Annotated in this window: 23 protein-coding genes; 2 read left to right on the top strand and 21 right to left on the bottom strand. The window is 46.1% G+C overall.

The features are described from left to right. Positions 1–4: 4 nt before the first annotated feature. The 4 genes from plsX to BLS15_RS09510 all read right to left on the bottom strand — a co-directional run bounded on the left by plsX (position 5) and on the right by BLS15_RS09510 (position 2,612). The gene (gene plsX, locus BLS15_RS09495) at positions 5–1,003 is read right to left on the bottom strand and encodes a phosphate acyltransferase PlsX (protein WP_021256601.1); all 999 of its coding nucleotides are present in this window, start codon (positions 1,001–1,003) and stop codon (positions 5–7) included. Beyond that, complete coding sequence (gene fapR, locus BLS15_RS09500) at positions 987–1,607, bottom strand: transcription factor FapR (protein ID WP_028531217.1); 621 nt, start codon at positions 1,605–1,607, stop codon at positions 987–989. The genes plsX and fapR overlap by 17 nt, the downstream gene beginning before the upstream one ends. Positions 1,608–1,874: 267 nt before the next feature. After that, positions 1,875–2,048 (bottom strand): 50S ribosomal protein L32, encoded by a 174-nt coding sequence (gene rpmF / locus BLS15_RS09505; RefSeq protein WP_019424932.1) that lies wholly within the window; start codon positions 2,046–2,048, stop codon positions 1,875–1,877. A gap of 48 nt (positions 2,049–2,096) precedes the next feature. Beyond that, entirely contained in the window at positions 2,097–2,612 is a 516-nt protein-coding gene (locus tag BLS15_RS09510) for a YceD family protein (RefSeq protein WP_021256603.1), read from the bottom strand. A 257-nt stretch (positions 2,613–2,869) separates the two neighbouring features. Here BLS15_RS09510 and BLS15_RS09515 point away from each other — a divergent pair, with 257 nt between their 5' ends. Then, a complete protein-coding gene (locus BLS15_RS09515) occupies positions 2,870–4,138 on the top strand; it encodes a nucleotidyltransferase (RefSeq protein ID WP_021256604.1) in 1,269 nt (422 codons plus the stop codon). A gap of 220 nt (positions 4,139–4,358) precedes the next feature. Here the strand turns inward: BLS15_RS09515 and BLS15_RS09520 are convergent, their stop codons facing one another. Beyond that, positions 4,359–5,432, bottom strand: a complete 1,074-nt coding sequence (locus tag BLS15_RS09520; protein WP_021256605.1) for a YlbL family protein — start codon at positions 5,430–5,432, stop codon at positions 4,359–4,361. A gap of 127 nt (positions 5,433–5,559) precedes the next feature. Between BLS15_RS09520 and BLS15_RS09525 the strand changes: the two genes are divergently transcribed. Next, positions 5,560–6,828 carry a nucleoside recognition domain-containing protein gene (locus BLS15_RS09525; protein ID WP_021256606.1) on the top strand — a complete coding sequence of 423 codons (1,269 nt, stop codon included), beginning with the start codon at positions 5,560–5,562 and terminating at the stop codon, positions 6,826–6,828. 53 nt (positions 6,829–6,881) lie between these two features. On the opposite strand, the gene coaD is transcribed toward BLS15_RS09525, so the two are convergent. From coaD to BLS15_RS09595, 16 genes are all read right to left on the bottom strand, one after another. After that, the gene (gene coaD / locus BLS15_RS09530) at positions 6,882–7,397 is read right to left on the bottom strand and encodes a pantetheine-phosphate adenylyltransferase (RefSeq protein WP_021256607.1); all 516 of its coding nucleotides are present in this window, start codon (positions 7,395–7,397) and stop codon (positions 6,882–6,884) included. Between the two features lie 75 nt (positions 7,398–7,472). Continuing rightward, positions 7,473–8,063, bottom strand: coding sequence for a 16S rRNA (guanine(966)-N(2))-methyltransferase RsmD (gene rsmD / locus BLS15_RS09535; protein WP_028531219.1), 591 nt, complete (start codon positions 8,061–8,063; stop codon positions 7,473–7,475). 239 nt (positions 8,064–8,302) lie between these two features. After that, entirely contained in the window at positions 8,303–8,887 is a 585-nt protein-coding gene (locus BLS15_RS09540; protein WP_021256609.1) for an NAD(P)H-dependent oxidoreductase, read from the bottom strand. Between the two features lie 502 nt (positions 8,888–9,389). Next, on the bottom strand, positions 9,390–9,524 hold the full coding sequence (locus BLS15_RS29800) for a hypothetical protein (RefSeq protein WP_265332081.1): 135 nt from the start codon (positions 9,522–9,524) through the stop codon (positions 9,390–9,392). After that, on the bottom strand, positions 9,508–10,038 hold the full coding sequence (locus tag BLS15_RS09545) for an accessory gene regulator ArgB-like protein (RefSeq protein ID WP_175460747.1): 531 nt from the start codon (positions 10,036–10,038) through the stop codon (positions 9,508–9,510). Before BLS15_RS09545 ends, BLS15_RS29800 begins: the two co-directional genes overlap by 17 nt. Continuing rightward, the gene (locus BLS15_RS28515) at positions 9,983–10,699 is read right to left on the bottom strand and encodes a hypothetical protein (protein WP_139170653.1); all 717 of its coding nucleotides are present in this window, start codon (positions 10,697–10,699) and stop codon (positions 9,983–9,985) included. The genes BLS15_RS09545 and BLS15_RS28515 overlap by 56 nt, the downstream gene beginning before the upstream one ends. 944 nt (positions 10,700–11,643) lie before the next feature. Beyond that, the gene (locus BLS15_RS09550) at positions 11,644–11,928 is read right to left on the bottom strand and encodes a DUF4183 domain-containing protein (RefSeq protein WP_090511288.1); all 285 of its coding nucleotides are present in this window, start codon (positions 11,926–11,928) and stop codon (positions 11,644–11,646) included. A 168-nt stretch (positions 11,929–12,096) separates the two neighbouring features. Continuing rightward, positions 12,097–12,381 (bottom strand): DUF4183 domain-containing protein, encoded by a 285-nt coding sequence (locus tag BLS15_RS09555; RefSeq protein WP_090511292.1) that lies wholly within the window; start codon positions 12,379–12,381, stop codon positions 12,097–12,099. Positions 12,382–12,749: 368 nt separating this feature from the next. Beyond that, positions 12,750–13,190 carry a DUF4183 domain-containing protein gene (locus tag BLS15_RS09560; RefSeq protein WP_090511296.1) on the bottom strand — a complete coding sequence of 147 codons (441 nt, stop codon included), beginning with the start codon at positions 13,188–13,190 and terminating at the stop codon, positions 12,750–12,752. 307 nt (positions 13,191–13,497) lie between these two features. Further along, entirely contained in the window at positions 13,498–13,968 is a 471-nt protein-coding gene (locus BLS15_RS09565) for a phage holin family protein (protein WP_090511299.1), read from the bottom strand. A gap of 303 nt (positions 13,969–14,271) precedes the next feature. Beyond that, entirely contained in the window at positions 14,272–15,195 is a 924-nt protein-coding gene (locus BLS15_RS09570) for an endonuclease/exonuclease/phosphatase family protein (protein WP_021256617.1), read from the bottom strand. Between the two features lie 208 nt (positions 15,196–15,403). Further along, complete coding sequence (locus BLS15_RS09575; RefSeq protein WP_021256618.1) at positions 15,404–15,646, bottom strand: hypothetical protein; 243 nt, start codon at positions 15,644–15,646, stop codon at positions 15,404–15,406. Between the two features lie 94 nt (positions 15,647–15,740). Then, positions 15,741–16,991 (bottom strand): cation:proton antiporter, encoded by a 1,251-nt coding sequence (locus tag BLS15_RS09580; protein WP_021256619.1) that lies wholly within the window; start codon positions 16,989–16,991, stop codon positions 15,741–15,743. A gap of 19 nt (positions 16,992–17,010) precedes the next feature. Continuing rightward, positions 17,011–17,496: a cation:proton antiporter regulatory subunit gene (locus tag BLS15_RS09585; RefSeq protein WP_036592496.1), complete on the bottom strand. Its 486-nt coding sequence runs from the start codon at positions 17,494–17,496 to the stop codon at positions 17,011–17,013. Between the two features lie 203 nt (positions 17,497–17,699). Further along, positions 17,700–18,059, bottom strand: a complete 360-nt coding sequence (locus BLS15_RS09590) for a hypothetical protein (RefSeq protein ID WP_021256621.1) — start codon at positions 18,057–18,059, stop codon at positions 17,700–17,702. Between the two features lie 133 nt (positions 18,060–18,192). Beyond that, the gene (locus tag BLS15_RS09595; RefSeq protein ID WP_021256622.1) at positions 18,193–18,441 is read right to left on the bottom strand and encodes a DUF3951 domain-containing protein; all 249 of its coding nucleotides are present in this window, start codon (positions 18,439–18,441) and stop codon (positions 18,193–18,195) included. Positions 18,442–18,458 lie beyond the last annotated feature (17 nt).

Consider the following 18,458-nt stretch of genomic DNA (forward strand, 5'->3'; position numbering starts at 1 on the left):
TCACTCACTTCCCACTGTTAGTTCCGCCGACTCCCATAGAAATCGTCTCAATCAAATCATTTTGCAGCGCTAAACGTGCTTGCCGAACTGCATTATGAACGGCTCGCGCATCTGAAGAGCCGTGCGCCTTAATTACAAGTCCGTTCAAGCCTAACAGCGGAGCTCCGCCATGTTCCTTGTAATCCATCGTCTTGCGCAAGCCCTTAAGTGCTGGCATCAACATCGCTGCCGCAAGCTTCGTATACCATGTACGCGTGAACTCCCGCTTCAACACGCCAAATAATGAGCTTGCCGTTCCTTCCAGCGACTTCAACATGACATTGCCAGCAAATCCATCGCACACGAGTACGTCACAAGTACTCTCCAATACGTCTCTGGCTTCGACATTGCCTACGAATTGAATCGGCAGCTCCGCGAGCAGCGGATAGACCTGCTTCGTCAATTCATTGCCCTTCATCGCCTCTGTACCTACGTTCAGCAGTCCGACGCGCGGCTTCGCCATGCCATGTACCTTCTCGCGATAAATACTGCCCATCAAGGAATACTGCGCAAGATGCTCAGGCTTGGCATCCATGTTCGCACCCAAGTCCAGCGCTAGCACGCCTCTGCCATCCATCGTCGGGATCATTGGAGCCAGTGCAGGCCGCTCCACACCATTCATACGGCCTACAATGAGAAGGCCTGTCGTCATCAACGCTCCCGTATTGCCTGCCGATATCATGCAATCCGCTTCACCTTCACGAACCATACGTCCCGCAACAACCATCGAGGCTTCCTTCTTGCGACGAACTGCCTTAACCGGTTCGTCATCCGCTTCAATTGTATCTGGCGCATGAATGATGCGCACATTCGATGGGGAAGTGGTCATATACGGAGTGAGCTTTGCTTCGTCTCCCACAAGCAGCAGTTCAACATCCGACCATTCCTTGGCTGCCGCCAATGCACCTTCTACATTGCTCTTCGGCGCATGATCTCCACCCATCGCATCAATGGCGATTCTCATGCAGTTCTCCTCCTTCGCTGCTAATCACCGTTCCTGCCGAACGATAAATGACAAAGTTCCCTTGGAACACCATTTCTTCTCCCACATAACTAAACACTTCCACCTTCGCCTTGCTTCGTTCGCCTGAAATTGAGCGTACATACGCTTTCGCGATACACTTCTCTCCCAGCTTCACGGAACGAAGAAAGCGAATATCCGCTGATGACGTTAATGCAATCTCGTCATTAATGACCGCAACCGCAAGCGAGTTCGCTTGCGCGAACAGATGATGACCGCGTGCGATATGTGTTCTTGAGAAGACGTGTTCATCACGGATTTCAAATATCGATATCCCGCTGCGATCCAGCTGCAGGTCAACAATATCACCAATAACTTCATGTAGCGGCAAGGATCTTACTTGATCGTAGGATTGCTCTGCCATTAGCTTCAATCGTTCCCTTAATTCAGGAATCCCGAGCTCCATCCGGTCAAGCCGAATCGTCTGGATACTCACCTTCAACTTGCGGGTTAATTCCTGATCAGTCACGAATGGATTCTCTTCAATGATTGCGGCCAGCTGCTGCTGACGCTGTCTCTTAGGTAAACGCTCGATGTCCCGCACCACCTTTGCTCTTTGCCCAATATGCTAAAGGCTTGGCTTGCCGCATAAGCTGACTGTCCAACCCTTATGTATATCATAGATCATTTTCATCGATTTGAAAAAAGGTATTTAGAACCTGGTACTAAGAGTAGTATATATAAAAATGGGTCTAAAGGAAAGCACCAGTTTTTATACCCCCTCTTTCCCTCCTAATATTATCCAGGGTGAGAGAACAAAAAAAGTAGCACCCGTGAGATCACGAAGTACTACTTTTCCTGCATAGATATCCGATTATTGTTTGATAATCTCTCTAGCTTTGTATGTTCCGCACACTTTGCATACATGGTGCGCCAATTTCAACTCACCGCATTGTTCGCATTTTACCATGCCCGGCACGGACAATTTGAAGTGCGTACGGCGCTTGTCACGACGTGTTTTCGACGTTCTTCTTTGAGGTACTGCCATGTTTACACCTCCTTACCCAAGTTACGTGTTATTTCTACTGTCAGCTTTCTATTTCTTAAAGAAATCTTGTAACCCCGCCAGTCTCGGGTCGATTCGCTCAGTCGAGCATCCGCATGGATGTTCGTTGCGGTTCGTGCCGCAAGTCGGGCACAAACCCTTGCACGCCTCGTCGCATAGCGGCGCATACGGCAAGTTCATTAAGAGCGCCTCTTCCACGTAAGGCTTCAAGTCGACAAGGTCGTCCGCCACCGTAATGACGTCCTCCTCATCTCCTTCAGCGGGAAGATCAGTAGAGTCCTTCAGCTTGAACTGCTCATCAAACGGAATAACGTACGTCTCGGTAAACGATGTTAAACAACGCGAGCATTGCAGTTCCATCTTAGCAGTCAGCTTGCCATGAGCTCGAGCGAACCCATCACCTTCCGCCTTTACCGACAGTTCGACATGAACCGGTTCAGAAATGGCAACATCAGAGCGCTCACGCGCTACCTCATCGGCACGAAATGCCGTATCAATCTGCGTTTCCCCTCTACCAGCAACTATGTCTCGAAATCGAAATTCCATACTATCACTCCAAACAAACAAAATTAATTATAGCGATTAACGTCATGCTTTGTCAACCAAATTCGTTTGACAGTTTGCCAGAGCCGGAGCGCGATTCCCCTTCCTATGGAAAACCATTCAATCATGGTATGATTTGATTATCAATACCCGTGGATTGTCTGGGAAAGAGATCCGTCAATAAGCATTCAATGCATCTACTATAGATACTATTGAGATACCATATTACCGCATTCAGCGCCTGAAAGGAAGAGACGTGAATGAGAACGCTCGGAATCGTTGTTGAATACAATCCGATGCATAACGGTCATGTATATCATCTCCAGCAATCGAAAAAAGTTTCAAATTGCGACGCAGTGGTCGCTGTCATGAGCGGACATTTCCTACAGCGTGGCGAACCAGCCTTGACCGATAAATGGTCGCGAACGGATATGGCACTTGCAAATGGCGTCGACCTTGTCCTCGAATTGCCTGTGGCCTACGCTGTTCAGCCTGCGGAATGGTTCGCCTACGGCGCTGTTGCCACCCTGCAAGCGACAGGCGTAGTTGACGCTCTCTGCTTCGGCAGCGAGCTTGGTGATGTTGAACCGTTCTTACGTGCAGCAGATATCCTCGTTAACGAGCCTTCGGGCTTCACAGATCAGCTGCAGGAGCATCTGAAGGCAGGTTTAACCTACCCTGCTGCTTATGCCGCAGCAGCGGGACAAGCAATGACGGCAAGCCGCACCAGCCCTTCTTCATCCGAGGCTGCAGACTGGATGGCGCAGCCCAACAATTCCCTTGGCCTGCACTATGTAATGGCGCTCCGCCGATTGAATAGCGCAATCAAACCGCACACGATTGCTCGCACTCAGGCCGGCTACCATGATACGGAAGCACCAGAAGGCTCAATCGCGAGCGCAACCGCCATTAGACGATTATGGACGGAAGAAGGCACTCTCGAGACATGCGCACAATATTTGCCGTCAAGCACACTGCGTATTCTTGAGCAGGAGCATCGCTTCGGCAGAGCACCAATGAGCTGGGATTGTTATACGCGTGAGCTGATATATCGACTACATCAGTTGTCCCCTGAATCCATTGCGCGTCATCTAGAGGTTACGGAAGGGCTCGAGTATCGGGTGAAACAGGCACTCGGCCAAATGACAGCACAACGCGTGGAATCCCTGCTTGAGCAGCTCAAGACGAAGCGCTATACCCGAACGAAGCTGCAGCGGATGCTCGCGCATATTTTGCTTCACCATGACAAATTCCATTTTGGATCCGATGGCTTGAAGAAAGGGCCCTGGTACATTAGAGTTCTTGGGTTCACGGACACAGGACGCGCCCTGCTGAAGCGAATGAAGCAAAGCGCAGAACTGCCGATTGTGTTAAGCGTGAATCGCGATAACTTCAATCTCGGAGGTTATTGCGGTCTGGAAGCTGATATCCGAGCAACATCGCTGTATGCGAACGCCTTTGAGCGTTGGAATGCTCGTGATGCTTATCGGGACTATTACGAGTCACCTCGGCGACATCAATCAAACTGAGGGAAGAATAAGCACAAAAGATCGAGCATGGGAGCATTCGTCCCCCACCTCGATCTTTTGTCTATCTAGCCCTTATTTCATATTGAGAAGATATATCAGCCTGTATTCCCTCATATCTGCATCACGATAGTTGCCCACTCCATGATCAGACAAGCTTTGCTTCATGCTATTAAAGCTCGCCGCTACTTATTCCACGAGCCCTTCGCTTTACTCTATACGTTTACTGAGCAGTCTTCTGCTCGGCGCCAAACTTCTGAATTGCGTTCAGTGCATCGCCCACTGTACGTACCGATACCAGCTTCATTTTCGTATTCATCGTTTCGAGCTTCGCCTTCGCTTCCGCATAATTGCCTTCTGGAGCAAGGAATAGCGCCGTCTTCTCACGATCAGCAGCCACAACCTTAAATTGAATGCCACCAATCACACCTACATTCCCGCCAGGTTCAATCGTTCCTGTTCCTGCTATCCGATAGCCTTCAGTTAAGTCTCCTGGGGTTAAGCGGTTTATCAGCTCCAAGGTAAACATAAGCCCAGCGGATGGACCGCCAATGTCACTGTCTTTGAAGGTTATGGTTTTTCCTTTATCCTCAGGTATAGCTTCCTTGCGTTGTCCGTACCGAAGACCAAAGCCAACTCGCTTCTCCTCTTTCTTATTTGGATCCGTCAGTTCCACCAATGTCGCCTTTACAAGCTTCTCTTTCTTGTCACGCTCAACCTTGACCTGCACCGTTTCTCCAGCTTTGCGGCCCTTCATAACTGCTTGTAATGCTTCGAAATCATTAACCGGCTTACCATCGACTTCGATGATCCGATCATTGGTCTCGAACTCATTGTGCGCAAGGTTCGGGTAGTTGTAAATAACATACACGCCTTCGGATTTCAATTGGTACGGGATCTTCAACTGGTTATAGGCAGCCAGTACCGCGCCTAGCTGGGAATCACTCATGTTGAACAATTGCTCAGTCACATATTCCTGTTCGCTTCTTCCTTGTAGGGAATCCGCCTTCTTCCCAAACTCGGCATGCGGGTCAAATGATTTCCATAATAGCAATGCAAGGTTCGCATATGTGCGGCGCACCGTGGTAAGCATAAATGTCCCTTCTTCTGTGTCGTCTCCAGCTTGGACACTTACCATTGGCTTCACCTGCTCGGCACTGCCCGGCGTATATATCACATATGGTGTTGGCATATACACCATCACATACAAGAACAAGAGTGCTGCAAAGAACCATTTCCAACTGCCTAATCGCCAACGCTTCGAGCCTTGGCTGTCACGTACTGCTTCTTCTTCCATTATTGCATTCCCTCCTGCTGCTTCCGCTCGCCCCTGCTTCGTTGTACAAACTGGTCTAAAGCCTGTCTTTGGTACGTACATATGTGGAAGTACCCTACTTCCAATACTGTTGCAAGAGGTGAACATCATGTTTTCATTTCGAACGCCGCTATCCCAACACCCGTTAACGACGCTGTTGATGGGAAGTATGGCAGTTCTTCTCGTTATTTGCATTGTATCGTATCCGGATCAAGCATTCCAAGCATCACTTCAAGGCTTGAAAATATGGTGGAACATTATATTCCCGGCATTGCTGCCGTTCTTAGTATTGTCTGAAATGCTCTATGCTTATGGATTCGTCCATGGACTTGGTTCCTTGTTGGACCCCCTTATGCGTTTGTTGTTCCGTCTGCCTGGAGTTGGCGGCTGGGCGTGGGCGGTCGGCTGGACGGCCGGCTATCCAGCAGGAGCCAAGGCTGTTGCCCAACTGCGCAATCAACAGGTTCTATCTCGTCAGGAAGCTGAGCGGCTGCTCTGTCTGTCCCATACGAGCAGTCCCCTTTTTATTATAGCAGTCGTAGGTGTTGGGTTTATGCAGAAGCCTGAGCTTGGGCTAATCATCGCCATTATTCACTGGGCTTCCTCTATCCTAACTACACTTCTAATGCGGTTCATTCACCGCATGCGCCCTGAGTCGCAACCATTACGCACATCTGCTTCACTATCGAAATCTCACCAGAAATTCTACCAACGGATCATTGGGCAGATGGAGGGCGCCCATCGTCAGGATGGCCGTCCCTTCGGCAGAATGCTGGGCGAGTCCGTTACTTCAGCTGTCCAAACCTTAATGATGGTCGGCGGCTATATGATGATATTCTCCGTTATCATTCAAGTGCTGCGCATCGCAATTCCGCAGGAGCTTGGCAAATATATCTTGAACGGATTGCTTGAAGTAAATTTAGCGGCATATACGCTCGGTTCAGCAGCGTTCTCATCTCCTGTATTTCAAGCAGCGCTGCTCAGTTCCGTTATTGCCTGGAGCGGCATCAGTGCTCTTCTTCAAGTTCACAGCATTATGAAGACGACGGATCTACGCTTCGGCCATTTTATACTATCCCGTCTGCTTCATGCCTTATGTGCATTTCTGCTTACTTATATGCTATGGTCGCCACTTCATTCCCTGCTCCAATCATCAGATTCAGCAATGTCAGCATTATGTACGCTAGCAACCAACCCATCCAATGCCTATGATGCGCCTGTGATCGCGGAATCAAGCAGCCTGCTTCCGTTATTGACTTTCATTAGTCATTTGCCAATATGGGCTCAAGCTTCCATGCTCATTCCCGTAGCCTGTCTATTCCTATTCACTTTATTCATACTGGCACAAACCGTTGGACGGCTGTTCACCCGAGGCTAAACAAAAAAGTCCATATCGACCGTTGATTCATACTGGCGACATGGACCTGCTGCTTACTTCGTATCTTTGTATTTATCACGCAGTGCCAATTCTACTTCAGGTGCCACCAATTCGCTGACGTCACCATTGAATTTCGCAATTTCCTTGACCATGCTTGAGCTCAGATAGGAATATTTCGGATTCGTCATCATGAATATCGTCTCCACTCGTGGGTTAAGCTTCTGATTCGTGGAAGCCATCTGCAGCTCATATTCGAAGTCGGTGACAGAGCGAATTCCGCGCACGATCACATGGCCCTGCTTCTGCTCCATATAATTGACCAGCAAATCACGGAAACTGTCAATTTCCACATTCGGGATATGCTGAGTAATCTGCCCAAGAAGCTCCTTCCGTTCCTCTACACTGAACGTTGGCTGCTTCGACAAATTGTTCAACACCGCTACGATGAGCTTATCAAATTGCTTAGCCGCTCGTTGTATAATATCAAGATGCCCAAGTGTAACCGGATCGAAGCTTCCCGGATACACCGCAATGCGCGGCTCATGCACTTGCTCTGTATGTTCCGTCATGACAATGGATCCTCCTTATGCCCTACAGCAGATTAAATTCTTCTGCGCGTTTCATTTCCTCATATGGTTAGAAGCTTATGCGTTCTGTTCAAGCTCAGCTTCCTTCTCTGTCTGTTCCTTGACCCGATATACCGTAATTCCAATTTCTCCGTACTCTGTTTTCTTCCATACGTAGAGAGGACCGATCTCTTCGGGATATTCATGCTTCGAGTCATGCTCAACGACAATCGTCGCATCCTCCGAGATTAACCCGTCATTCCACATGCCTTCCAGCAGTTCGTCCGCATCCTTCAATCGATATGGCGGATCAAGAAAAATAAGTTCAAATGAAATATCACGCTTCGTTAATGCCTTAATCGCCCGCTTGGCATCATTGCGGTATACTTCACTCTGCTCCGCGACCCCTGCCGCCTGAACGTTGTGCTTCACAACTTCGACAGCCTTGGGATCCTTGTCCACGAATATCGCTTGTTCCGCACCACGGCTTAGCGCCTCGATGCCAAGTCCACCTGTTCCTGCGAACAGATCCAGCACACAGCCGCCGTCAAAATACGGCCCGATCATGCTGAACAAGGCTTCCTTGACTTTATCTGTCGTCGGCCGCGTCCCCATGCCGGGTACCGGCTTCAACGAGCGACCTCTTGCTGTTCCTGAAATAACTCTCAATTCACTCCACCCATTCTTATGCGCCTCAGCGCAGCTTATCCGTATAATCATGATGGTATGTAACGGTAAACTTCATGTATTTCGACGTTTATCGTATCACATTTTCTCCTAATTTGAAAAAGGAAAACGTGTCCTCATTCAGAGTTAGCTTCTTCATCACACAATCCCTCTATAAAAAGAAAAGCTCCTTATCCGGAAATTAGGGTTCCCGATAAGAAGCCTTATCTATCAACGTCAACTTAGCGATGCAGCTTCTGCAGCAGTTCCTTCACACTAACAAGCATCTGCTTGCGCGCTTCATCGTCAATTGTCGTCACGGAGGCAAAGAACCGATGTACAAGCACTTTCATGCCGACAAATTCAAAAATGCCGCTATCTGTCGTCTTCTGCATGGCCTCATACATGCCGCTCTGCTCATATTGCTCATGTGTGTTGCCATGTGTGGACAAGAGCAGCGCCGACTTCCCTAACAGCAGCTTCTCTATGCCGTCAGCACCATATTTGTAGGCGAAGCCATACGAAAACACACGGTCGATGTACCCCTTCATAATGGCAGGCATACTTGCCCACCAGATTGGATAAATCATGATGATATGATCTGCCCACGTAATATGACCCTGCTCCTCCTCAATATCAGGGGGCAGCTCATGCTGTCCGAACAATTCGAAGTCTTTAGCCGACAGCACCGGATTGAACTCCATTTCATACAAGTTGCGAACCAATGCGGCATGTCCCTGATCCTCCAATTCAGCTTGTACCATTTCCATAATGGCATGATTGAAGCTGTTCGGATTGGGATGTGCGTATATAATCAGATGCCTCAACTCGATCTCCTCCTACCTATGTGACCATCAACCCTGCTTATACAGCCGGGCATGTCCATTTTGGTTATAGGATGTGAGAAAGCGGCATCATTTATCGAGCCCTACAATTTTTTTTCGACATGTATATTTCTGCCCAATCGGGCAATCATTAAAGTATCGACATCATCGAATGTCGTAGACAACCGCGGAGAAGACTTACGTTTCCCCATAAGCTCTTCGTCCGGTTTCTCCTCTCCCATGAGGGTGTCCTAGCAATAGGGCACCCGTTTTAATTTACTCCAAACCCTTATTACATTAAGATTTCAAACGTTCTTTACATGTTGATTTATTCAGCGAGATTATCTTGGTGTGAGGACTTAATGGGGACTTAGCCAAAAGCGGGATACTCTGTCCAAGCAATATCCAACTATGCTCTTAACCGCTCACTAATTTCACTGAAGTGATGTATACGGCTGCTAAAGCATTATATTGCTGGATATGATGAACTTTTCAGAGTACCATTTTAATTCTCATGCTTTACGTTCTTCAAAGCTGTTGGGAGTTTCTTAGCACCGAAAACGATCTTTGCTTTTTTCGCTTCCTTTTCGGCACTTTTCTCTAATTGTTTCATTAGAAACATTTCAATGTTCTTTTTCATCCTTGACACCTCCTTTCGGTAATAATGTTAAGGCTTGTACAAAGAGAACAATCGCTATAACACTAGATTGCAGGATTAAGTTACCACTTGCTATCAACATTGCTATGTACTTATACAGTATATCATTTTTCTGGACAGTAAGTTCCTCAAACCAATTTGGGGCTCGAAAATAATAGATACAAACGGATACCAAAGTCAAAACAACAGCAGTCGTTTTCGATAGGAGTATCATAGGCGTTATCACACAAAATAATGAGGATATGATCATACACGCAGTTAGTGAAGAAAAATGTGCCCCTCCAGAAAACCTTCTAATAGCAGCTAACGCCACTAATGCTAGTATAGATTCATATAGATATCCGAAGATAGTCCCTAAAGTAACTGTAATCAAGATTACTCCATATTTATTTAATTTCATTGCAATTCCATATTCTAAAACCTCTATATCAACATCACTCTCAGGGTTGTTCTTCTTCAATTTTATTGCAATGTTTCTCGATATCGCTTCTAACACTTTCGTAATCTCCCCGATCCGAGTAATAGTAAGCAATGCCAAAGCTTGCTAATGAAAGTATCATGAGCAATATGTAATTTTGAGATAGGATTATTATTAAAGTCAGGAATATCGTTACTGCCGATATTATTCCCGAAATAACAACAATTCGATGACTATACTCCGAATACTTAATTCTGAATGTATCATGAGGCGGCACGATGATGAATGAAAATCCTCTTCCCGTCATCCATAGGAATAAGGCAATGGCCACACCAACAACAATAGAACATAATTGAATAGCGTTGACAGAGAACCCCGTATATGCAAATATTACTGATTTATCAGCTATCCCTATGGTGGCCAAACAGTAGTATACAATCATTTGGATCGATATGTATGCCGATAATCCTGATCCGATGATAAATGCTGCATAATGCAGCCTGTATTCCAACACGGAATAGTAAAACATTACAAATATGATATATTGCAAGGGCAAATCCAAAGCAGGTAAATTAATTACAGTCCTCATTAAAAATGAACATATTACTAATGCTACGGATAAAACAAGTATTTTATACTTGTACCTTAATAAAGGCTGCTTATATATCTTTAGGATCAAAGCATTAACAACTGCAGCATCGAGGGTACTAAATAATATGTAAGTTAAAGACTGACTCACTTTGCACCACCCTTTTATAGTTATATAAGACTATTATAAGACAGTATCTGAGAGTATGGTAATGTTAATTGACATTATGAACCAACAAAAAAAGCCCTAGATGACCTAGAGCTTTGATCAATCATTATCTTTTACATCGAGTTCGACATAAGGATCATTCTCGCCGGTCTTTACACCATCTACTGGAATCCCAAGCACCTTCATTTGACCACCTTCCTTTTTATCCAGTATACCCAATGAAAAACCTACATGAAAGGAATTCGACTAGCTTGGGGATTCACCTAAGTTATTGAACATTTAAAATGTCGTCCACACTCACCCATTGCCTTTCCCCATCGAGTTAGCAACCTAACGCGTTTACCAAGTGAGTCTACACTTAACACAATACCTGTAAGCATACAACTCTCGAATGGGTCGTAGATCTCCATAGTTAAAACAGTTTGCTCCTGCATAGATTCCTGCAGCCTGCTGCCGATCAGCTCCCACTCTTATTCATCGATCGGAGAAGGTGCTCATGCTAAAACGATATCTAATCGATCGGGCCATTCTAAAATAGGAACAACCATGGACGTCTATGGGCATATTTTCGAATCAGTGGATCGAAAGACAACTTCCATTTTTGATGATGTATTATTCAGTGGCGATGGGGACTAAACTTGAAATTTGGGGACTAATTGTACTAATCATTACATTTTTTCGTCTTTTTTAGTCCATTACCAACAGTGCGCTTCCCTTATTCTATAAGTGTTTATCCATCATGACCGTTTAATACCGTTTATCCATTTCCACATCTCCCATGAAGGTGTCCTAGCAATAGGCACCCGTTTTAATTTGTCAGAAACCCTTATGTATGGAACTTATGATGCGTCTTGAAAAAAAGTTGATCCAAGGCTTGCCTTGGATCAACTTGATATTTAAACACAAACACTATTTATATATCGGCATTACGTTACGACAAATTCGACGAGGATTGGGGTAGCAGGGTCAAGCGCATCTCCTCCAGGAATCGTTATCGTTGTTGTCGTGACTGTCGACGTATCTGCTGTCTGAATGACGCCATTAATATAGAGAATATAATAAGAGAATAAACCTGGGAATGCTGTTGCTGCAGCACCAGCGTCATTCGTAAAAGCTGTTGCGGCAACCGCGAATGTGGCGCCTGTGCCAGTCCCGACTCCAGTCGTAGCTGCAAATTTCCGACTTGCTATAAATGGCTGAGTAATAGGCATTCTTTTCTCCTCCTTTTCTTAAGGGATGCTATATTAGATGCAAGTTGGACAAGTATTGTACCTTGCAGTTGTCTTGAAGAAAAAACACATTTAGAACCCAACAAAAAAAACTGTCCTGGAATATAACCAGAACAGTCTATGATCAGCATATGAAACAATCGATCTTGGTTAATTCACAATAAACTCAACCACGAGCGGCGTGGCAGGATCAAGCGCATCCCCGCCAGGGATTGTTATTGTTGTTGTGGTGACTGTAGACGTATCTCCCATTTGGAGAACCCCATTGATATAAAGGTCATAGTAGGTAAATGAGGCTGGAAATGAAGTTGCTGCAGCACCAGTATCATTTGTAAATGCTGTGACCGCAATCGTAAACGCAGCACCTGTTCCCGTGCCTGCTCCGATGGTCGAACTGAATTTCCTGCCTGCCAGAAACGGTTTAATAATTGCCATTTATTTCACTCCTCTTTTGGGATACCTTATTTAATGCTGATTCTAGCGGAACTGATTGTGTACATGACACGGTGAACGCTCAGGTCGGTTGAATATTGGATCCTTTTTCAATAATGAGCAGAATGCCATAGAACTAAATGAAAACGCCAGAAAAAAGCACCCTCCTCCAGCAATCTTAGAGAAAGAAAGAGAAATGTGCCTTCTTTAGTCAAAAGACTAACTCAAGGTAATATATGTATCCTATTTTTTCACCTCCTGCTGAAAGATTGCTGATCGAGATTACGTTTCGAGTATAGGAAGCGTGCTGCTAATAGGCCCCTCATGATTGGTTCCCCGCTTTCTTAAGTTTGTTCGCTTCCTGATCCGATTCATCCCATTTCCGCATGAAAAATTCGTATGAACTGAAGCGTTATAGGAACGCCGTCCACTGGTACCTCATCAATTGTTAATACCCCAGCCGACACCTTGTATACAATAAGCGGTTGAAGAACGCCGTTGATGAACAAGTTCGTGTAGGATACAGTTGCCGGATCCAGTATGTCCGAGCTTCCGTATTGCGGCAACGCATCCTCGTTCGTGTACGTGAATTTTACCCCGTCGCCTCTTGTAATGAATTGGAACGTTTCTACCTTCAGCACCTTGCCCGTCTCCGGTGGAGTCGGCGGTACCGGCGGAGCAGGAAATATTAGCGCGCACCCAGAGGGTGGCCATATGCTTCCGGACGCCAGCCTGCTCGCCTGGGCGTATTCGAATTTCAGCTTATTACTCCAAGGTTTGGTCGTTATGCGAATCACATGTTCTCCGTTCATATGCCCACCTGTCCCCTTACATAAATTTATGTCGTGCTTTGATAATGTCTATGATATTCATATCCTTTTAGCCTGCTTGGGGCATATGTACATTCCATAATTAAATCCGCAAAAAAGGCTGCCCAAGAGCCAACTAACAACGCTCTGAAACAGCCCTTCGTCATCGTGTCCCGCAGTATACGGCTGGAAAACAAGCAACTTGATAACCATCATCCGCTCATTGACCAGTATCAAATATACTAGCTATCTGAGGCCACTCCTTCCACCGCGAAATCGCGTTCAAGGCTCGTCCTTTTTGAACAACGGTTTAGATTTGAGGGAAGTTGTCATCTTTCTCCTGCTGATTGTCTCGCTTATCCCCCTTCTGACTGTCGTCTCGATCGTTACTTTTATCCTTCAATACAAAAATCGCCTTTTTGATTACATTTGGGACTGGCACACCGAGTCGGCCTCCATTCTCAACAATCGAAAGCACTTCATTAGCCATATAAAAATAGGTTGTCGCATCTCGAATCATCTCTTTGCTGTCAAACGCGATATCGATCTGATGAGCGAGTGCAATAATGAAGAAAATGAATACTTTGCGCGCTATCCCGATAAGACCGACCCGGCTCAACAATTTCCCTTCAACAGCGGAAGCTAACATCCCTGTCACATAATCTAATATTACCATCGTTAACAGAACCTGAACTAACGCAGGCCATCCTCCAAATACAAACGAAAACGTCCCTCCAACAGCTGCAGCACCCGTTTTGAGTAGAAGATTGAATCGGTCCATGCTTGCCCTCCTCTGCAGTCGTATACACTTTGGCCTGTATCTAGCACTTTCAATGCCTCTGCTAGAGTATTGACGAAGCACTCGCAGACCCTGACTATATGTTATGCAGCATGCTCGTTGCCCGACAAAGGCAAGCCTCCTAACTCGCTTTCATTGCACAACAATGGTCAGGATGATTTTGATTTACTAGAATGAAAGATTTGCACTCAGTCAAATAATGGCCTAACCTCCGCTTCCCCCTGCACTTGATCAACAGCAAAATACGGTACCCCACGGAGTACCGTATCCCTATGCCCCTATTCCTTATTCAATATTCCGGCTCGCTTCAATTGTCCCTTTACCTTGGACTATCCGTTCATGGCTCACTTGAATGGATGATCCAAGATCCATCGAAATCCTTGCAGGAATGAGTTCGAAGGTAGAGACAACTGCCCGATGATCAGACGGCCATGGCGTAATCGCAATATCAGTATAGGGACCTCTCTCGCCTACAATACAGCTGTCAATCGTAGCAGACGGCCCTCCCGCATAGACAAAATCAATTCGATCATGGACTTCATCCGGTTCAATATGTCCATTCCCTCCTGGCGTCCAAGTCACGGCCGGCTTCGTGAGCGGATCCGAGTGCACTTCCCGATAGGAATCTCGAAACTGTAGCTGCTCCAATCGTATGGATACCGACCATTCGACAGCTACGCCAAAGTGCATGCTCTTCGCTTCATCTGTCCAATCCAGATGGGATGGAGCATTGAAATCGCCTGTGAGAAACACGGGAACGCCTTGACTTGCCAATTGTCCGAGCAGATGGAACCGACTGTTCATCTCCTGCATATGAATTCGGTTCTCGTTCGCCACCGCAGCTGCAGCATTCAGCCCATCCCGTATGTCATAGGGTCCATACGGCTCGTGGCACAGGTGAACATTGCTCATGGCAGCCACCTCGTCCGGCGCAACCTCTACCCAAATGAACTCCTTATGCGCCGATTGATGAAGTGGATACCGGCTCAAAATACTGTGCCCCTCATCATAGTAAAAGTTCAGCTTGCGAGCGAGCGCAGGAAGCTGTCCATCTGCTTCTTGTATGCCGATCACATCCGCTTCTGCGGTTCGAATGGCTTCCGCAACCTGAACAATCGAAGTACTGCCTCTCCAGATATTGAATGTCATTACCTTTAGGTTACGTCCGCTCTCCATTTCTTGAACAAACGTATCCCGCCTGTTCCTCATCACATAACTCCCTCCCCAACCCAGTAACCCAGGTTACGAACTCTCATAACGTGTATGAACCGCTACGGATGAACATGACAAGATGTATCGTTCTATCACTGACATTCTCCATAACGCTCGATTCCCCTTCTAGTCCTCTAAGAGAAAAACAAAAGCCGCTGAATGCTCAGCGGCTCAAATTCGTAACCATCATAGATGGAATGTTCCATTACGCATAGGGTTCTGCTAGACAGTACTCGTCCTCCATATGGCGAATCCATTCTTCCAGCTCATCCAGCTGTTCGAAGGTTCGTACTGCAATAGGAGCACGGTTAGGTACGTCTCGCTGCAAGATGACAGTATCGCCCGCCATCATGCGTTCCCTTGCATGTCTATAGATTGTATCCACCCGTTTCCAATCCTTGTGTTCATAAGCGCTCCCAATCTGCGTGAGATCGATAGTGATATTCATACGCTATCCCTCCCTTGAATGGGTATGCCTTACAATATATAATATAACCTATTTTTCTCAAAACGTACCCGATTTTTAAAGATGAGCCATCCAACTATACACCATCTGAGTTCGTGCTCTGTTCCTTGCCACGAACTCGCTTCTTCCCGAATAGCGATTTACTCCCTTGAATCCCCTTATCGACCAGGTTGTATATGCGCTTGGACTCCTTCGTTAAGAGCGGACCTAAGATCGCCAGCAACAATACATATAGCACGGCAAAAGATTGGACAACCGGTAGCAGCCCTCCAGCCTTGCCGATATTCGCCATAATAATGGAGAACTCTCCTCTTGAGGCCAATGTGAAACCAATGTTAATGGAAGCACGGCTCGATAAGCCTGCTGCGCGACCTGCCAGCATCCCTGCGATGACATTCCCGATTATTGTCAAGATCACGGCGACAATCGCCATACCAACTGCTCCCCCTAATGTCATCGGGTCAATCGTTAAGCCGAAGCTGAAGAAGAACACAGCCCCAAAGAAATCACGGAAGTTGATCACATAATGTTCAATCCGCTTCACATGCTGGGAATCAGCAAGTACAAGTCCTACTAATAGAGCTCCAATCGCCTCTGCCACATGCAGTGTTTCCGAAAATCCAGCTACGAGGAACAGTGTTGCCATCACCAAAATAAGGAACAGTTCTGATGATTTCCCGTTCAAGATTCGATCAATGAACGGCATCGCCTTGCGGCCCAAAATAATGAATAACAAAATGAATACAAGTGCAGATCCTGTTGTCATCAGTACCGTTCCGAGGGATGCGCCCCCGCTAAGTACAAGACCGGACAAAATGGACATATGAATGGCGATGAATAAATCGTCAAACATAATCATGCCCATAATCACTTCAGTTTCCGGATTCGCCGTCCGTTTTAAATCGACCAATACTTTCGCTACTATCGCGGTTGATGAACTTGTCATAATCCCGCAAATGACCAGTGTCTCCGCAAGTGGCATTCCCATCAGCCAACCTATCAACAAGCCGGAGACGAAGTTAATCGCAATATAGGAAATTCCTCCAACCACGATGGATTTCCCTGATTTGAGCAAGCGTCCTACGGAGAATTCCAGCCCCAAGTAGAACAACAGGAACAGTACCCCAATACGACCCATAAAATCAATAAAGACTGAACTCTCAATGAAACGGAAGTCAAATATCCAAAAATGCGGCGCGTGCGGCCCAACCGCCATCCCGATTAGAATATAGAAAGGAATGACAGAGAAGCGAAGCTTCGTTGCAATAACGCCCACTAGTCCAATTAAAGCAATAGCTAATCCAACCTCGAAAATAATCGTATCCATAGTTCACCCCGTTTTCTGCTTATTCGCTTCCACTTAACAGCCAAGGCTTAAGCAGCTTAATATGTTGTCTTTCCCCTGCAACGACAAGCGTTGTATGAGCAGATAACACGACATCAGGTCCTGGATTGATTATTTTCTTATCCTTTTCAAGAATCGCTATAATCGTTGCCCCTGTCGTTTCGCGTACTTTAATTTCTCCGATGCTCTTGCCAACGCAGGCTGCATGAGTCTCCACCTTGTACCATTCAATCATGAGGTCATCCAAGGCAACATTGACCGTCTCGAGTGCCTTCGGCTTATAGATAAGCCCACCAACGATAGCAGCAACTGCGCGCGCCTCGTCATCATCCAATGTCACCATCGAAATACTCTCTTCTTGATCCTGCTGATCAAAATGATACATCTCCCGACGTCCATCATCATGCACTATGATGACCAATTGATCTCCATTGCGAGCTTCCAACTGATATTTACGACCGATTCCTGGCAATTCTGTTTCTTTCATATTCAAATGAAATCCCTCCAACCGTCCATAGGTTTATTTTTCTCACATTGTGAAATAAGGAACTTTATATACATGTCAAATACATCTTTCTTGCAGCACAAAATAATCCATGTAAATAACGATTTTTAATGCCATAGAGAACATCTTGCACTGCTATTCCTTATTCAATTTCAGGCACAGTCTTGTGAATGAATGTAAGAGATTTACACTACGAACGTAGAGGTGAATTTGATAGGCATGAGAAATAAACGCTTCCGTATAACGAAGAAACAGCTGTGTAGATACCTAATAACAGGGGGCATACTAAAGGTGAATTCCTTGAAGAAGAGAATAAACATCACTACAATCTTCTTCACAAATAGCTGCTTCATGGCAGAGGTATGCCGTGAAACCGGTATAAACTGCTGCTCATGAAAAGACTTCGTCAGCTTGGAAGGATTGTTCCAGTTGACGCGATCTTCCTCGACCATAAACGTGGAAAATACCGAACACAAAAGCAGGAGGGCAACACACACAACACCAAGTATGCTGTTTTTCTCCCACTGCACACTCAATCTTGTCATATCGCACCCCCTGTCGTTAGTTAATCGTACATTTTTTTATTAGAAATAAAGATTATCATGCAGATCTGTATCAAGCAAGAAAGATCGAATATCCATTCTCTGGATGAACGCGATTCCGCTCAACTGCAATGGTTCACTTCGACGCTCGAGTCGACATTGCGCCAGATGATTGTGGATCCTTATCATCACCATGACCGTCTTGTACTTCATGATCTTCCTTCTCATCATGAAATTCCACGCTCGATTGCGCTGTAATATAATCGAAGGGCGTATAATGAACCTCGACCGGCTCCCGCTTCACGAATTGCTTGTAACCAACCCATCCTACGATCATCATCAGAAATAAACTAAACATGCCGGTCATAACTGTGAAATAGATCATTGCATCCTCCTCAGTCG

The sequence above is a fragment of the Paenibacillus sp. cl6col genome (assembly GCF_900102125.1).
Taxonomy (GTDB): Bacteria; Bacillota; Bacilli; order Paenibacillales; family Paenibacillaceae; genus Paenibacillus_B; species Paenibacillus_B suaedae.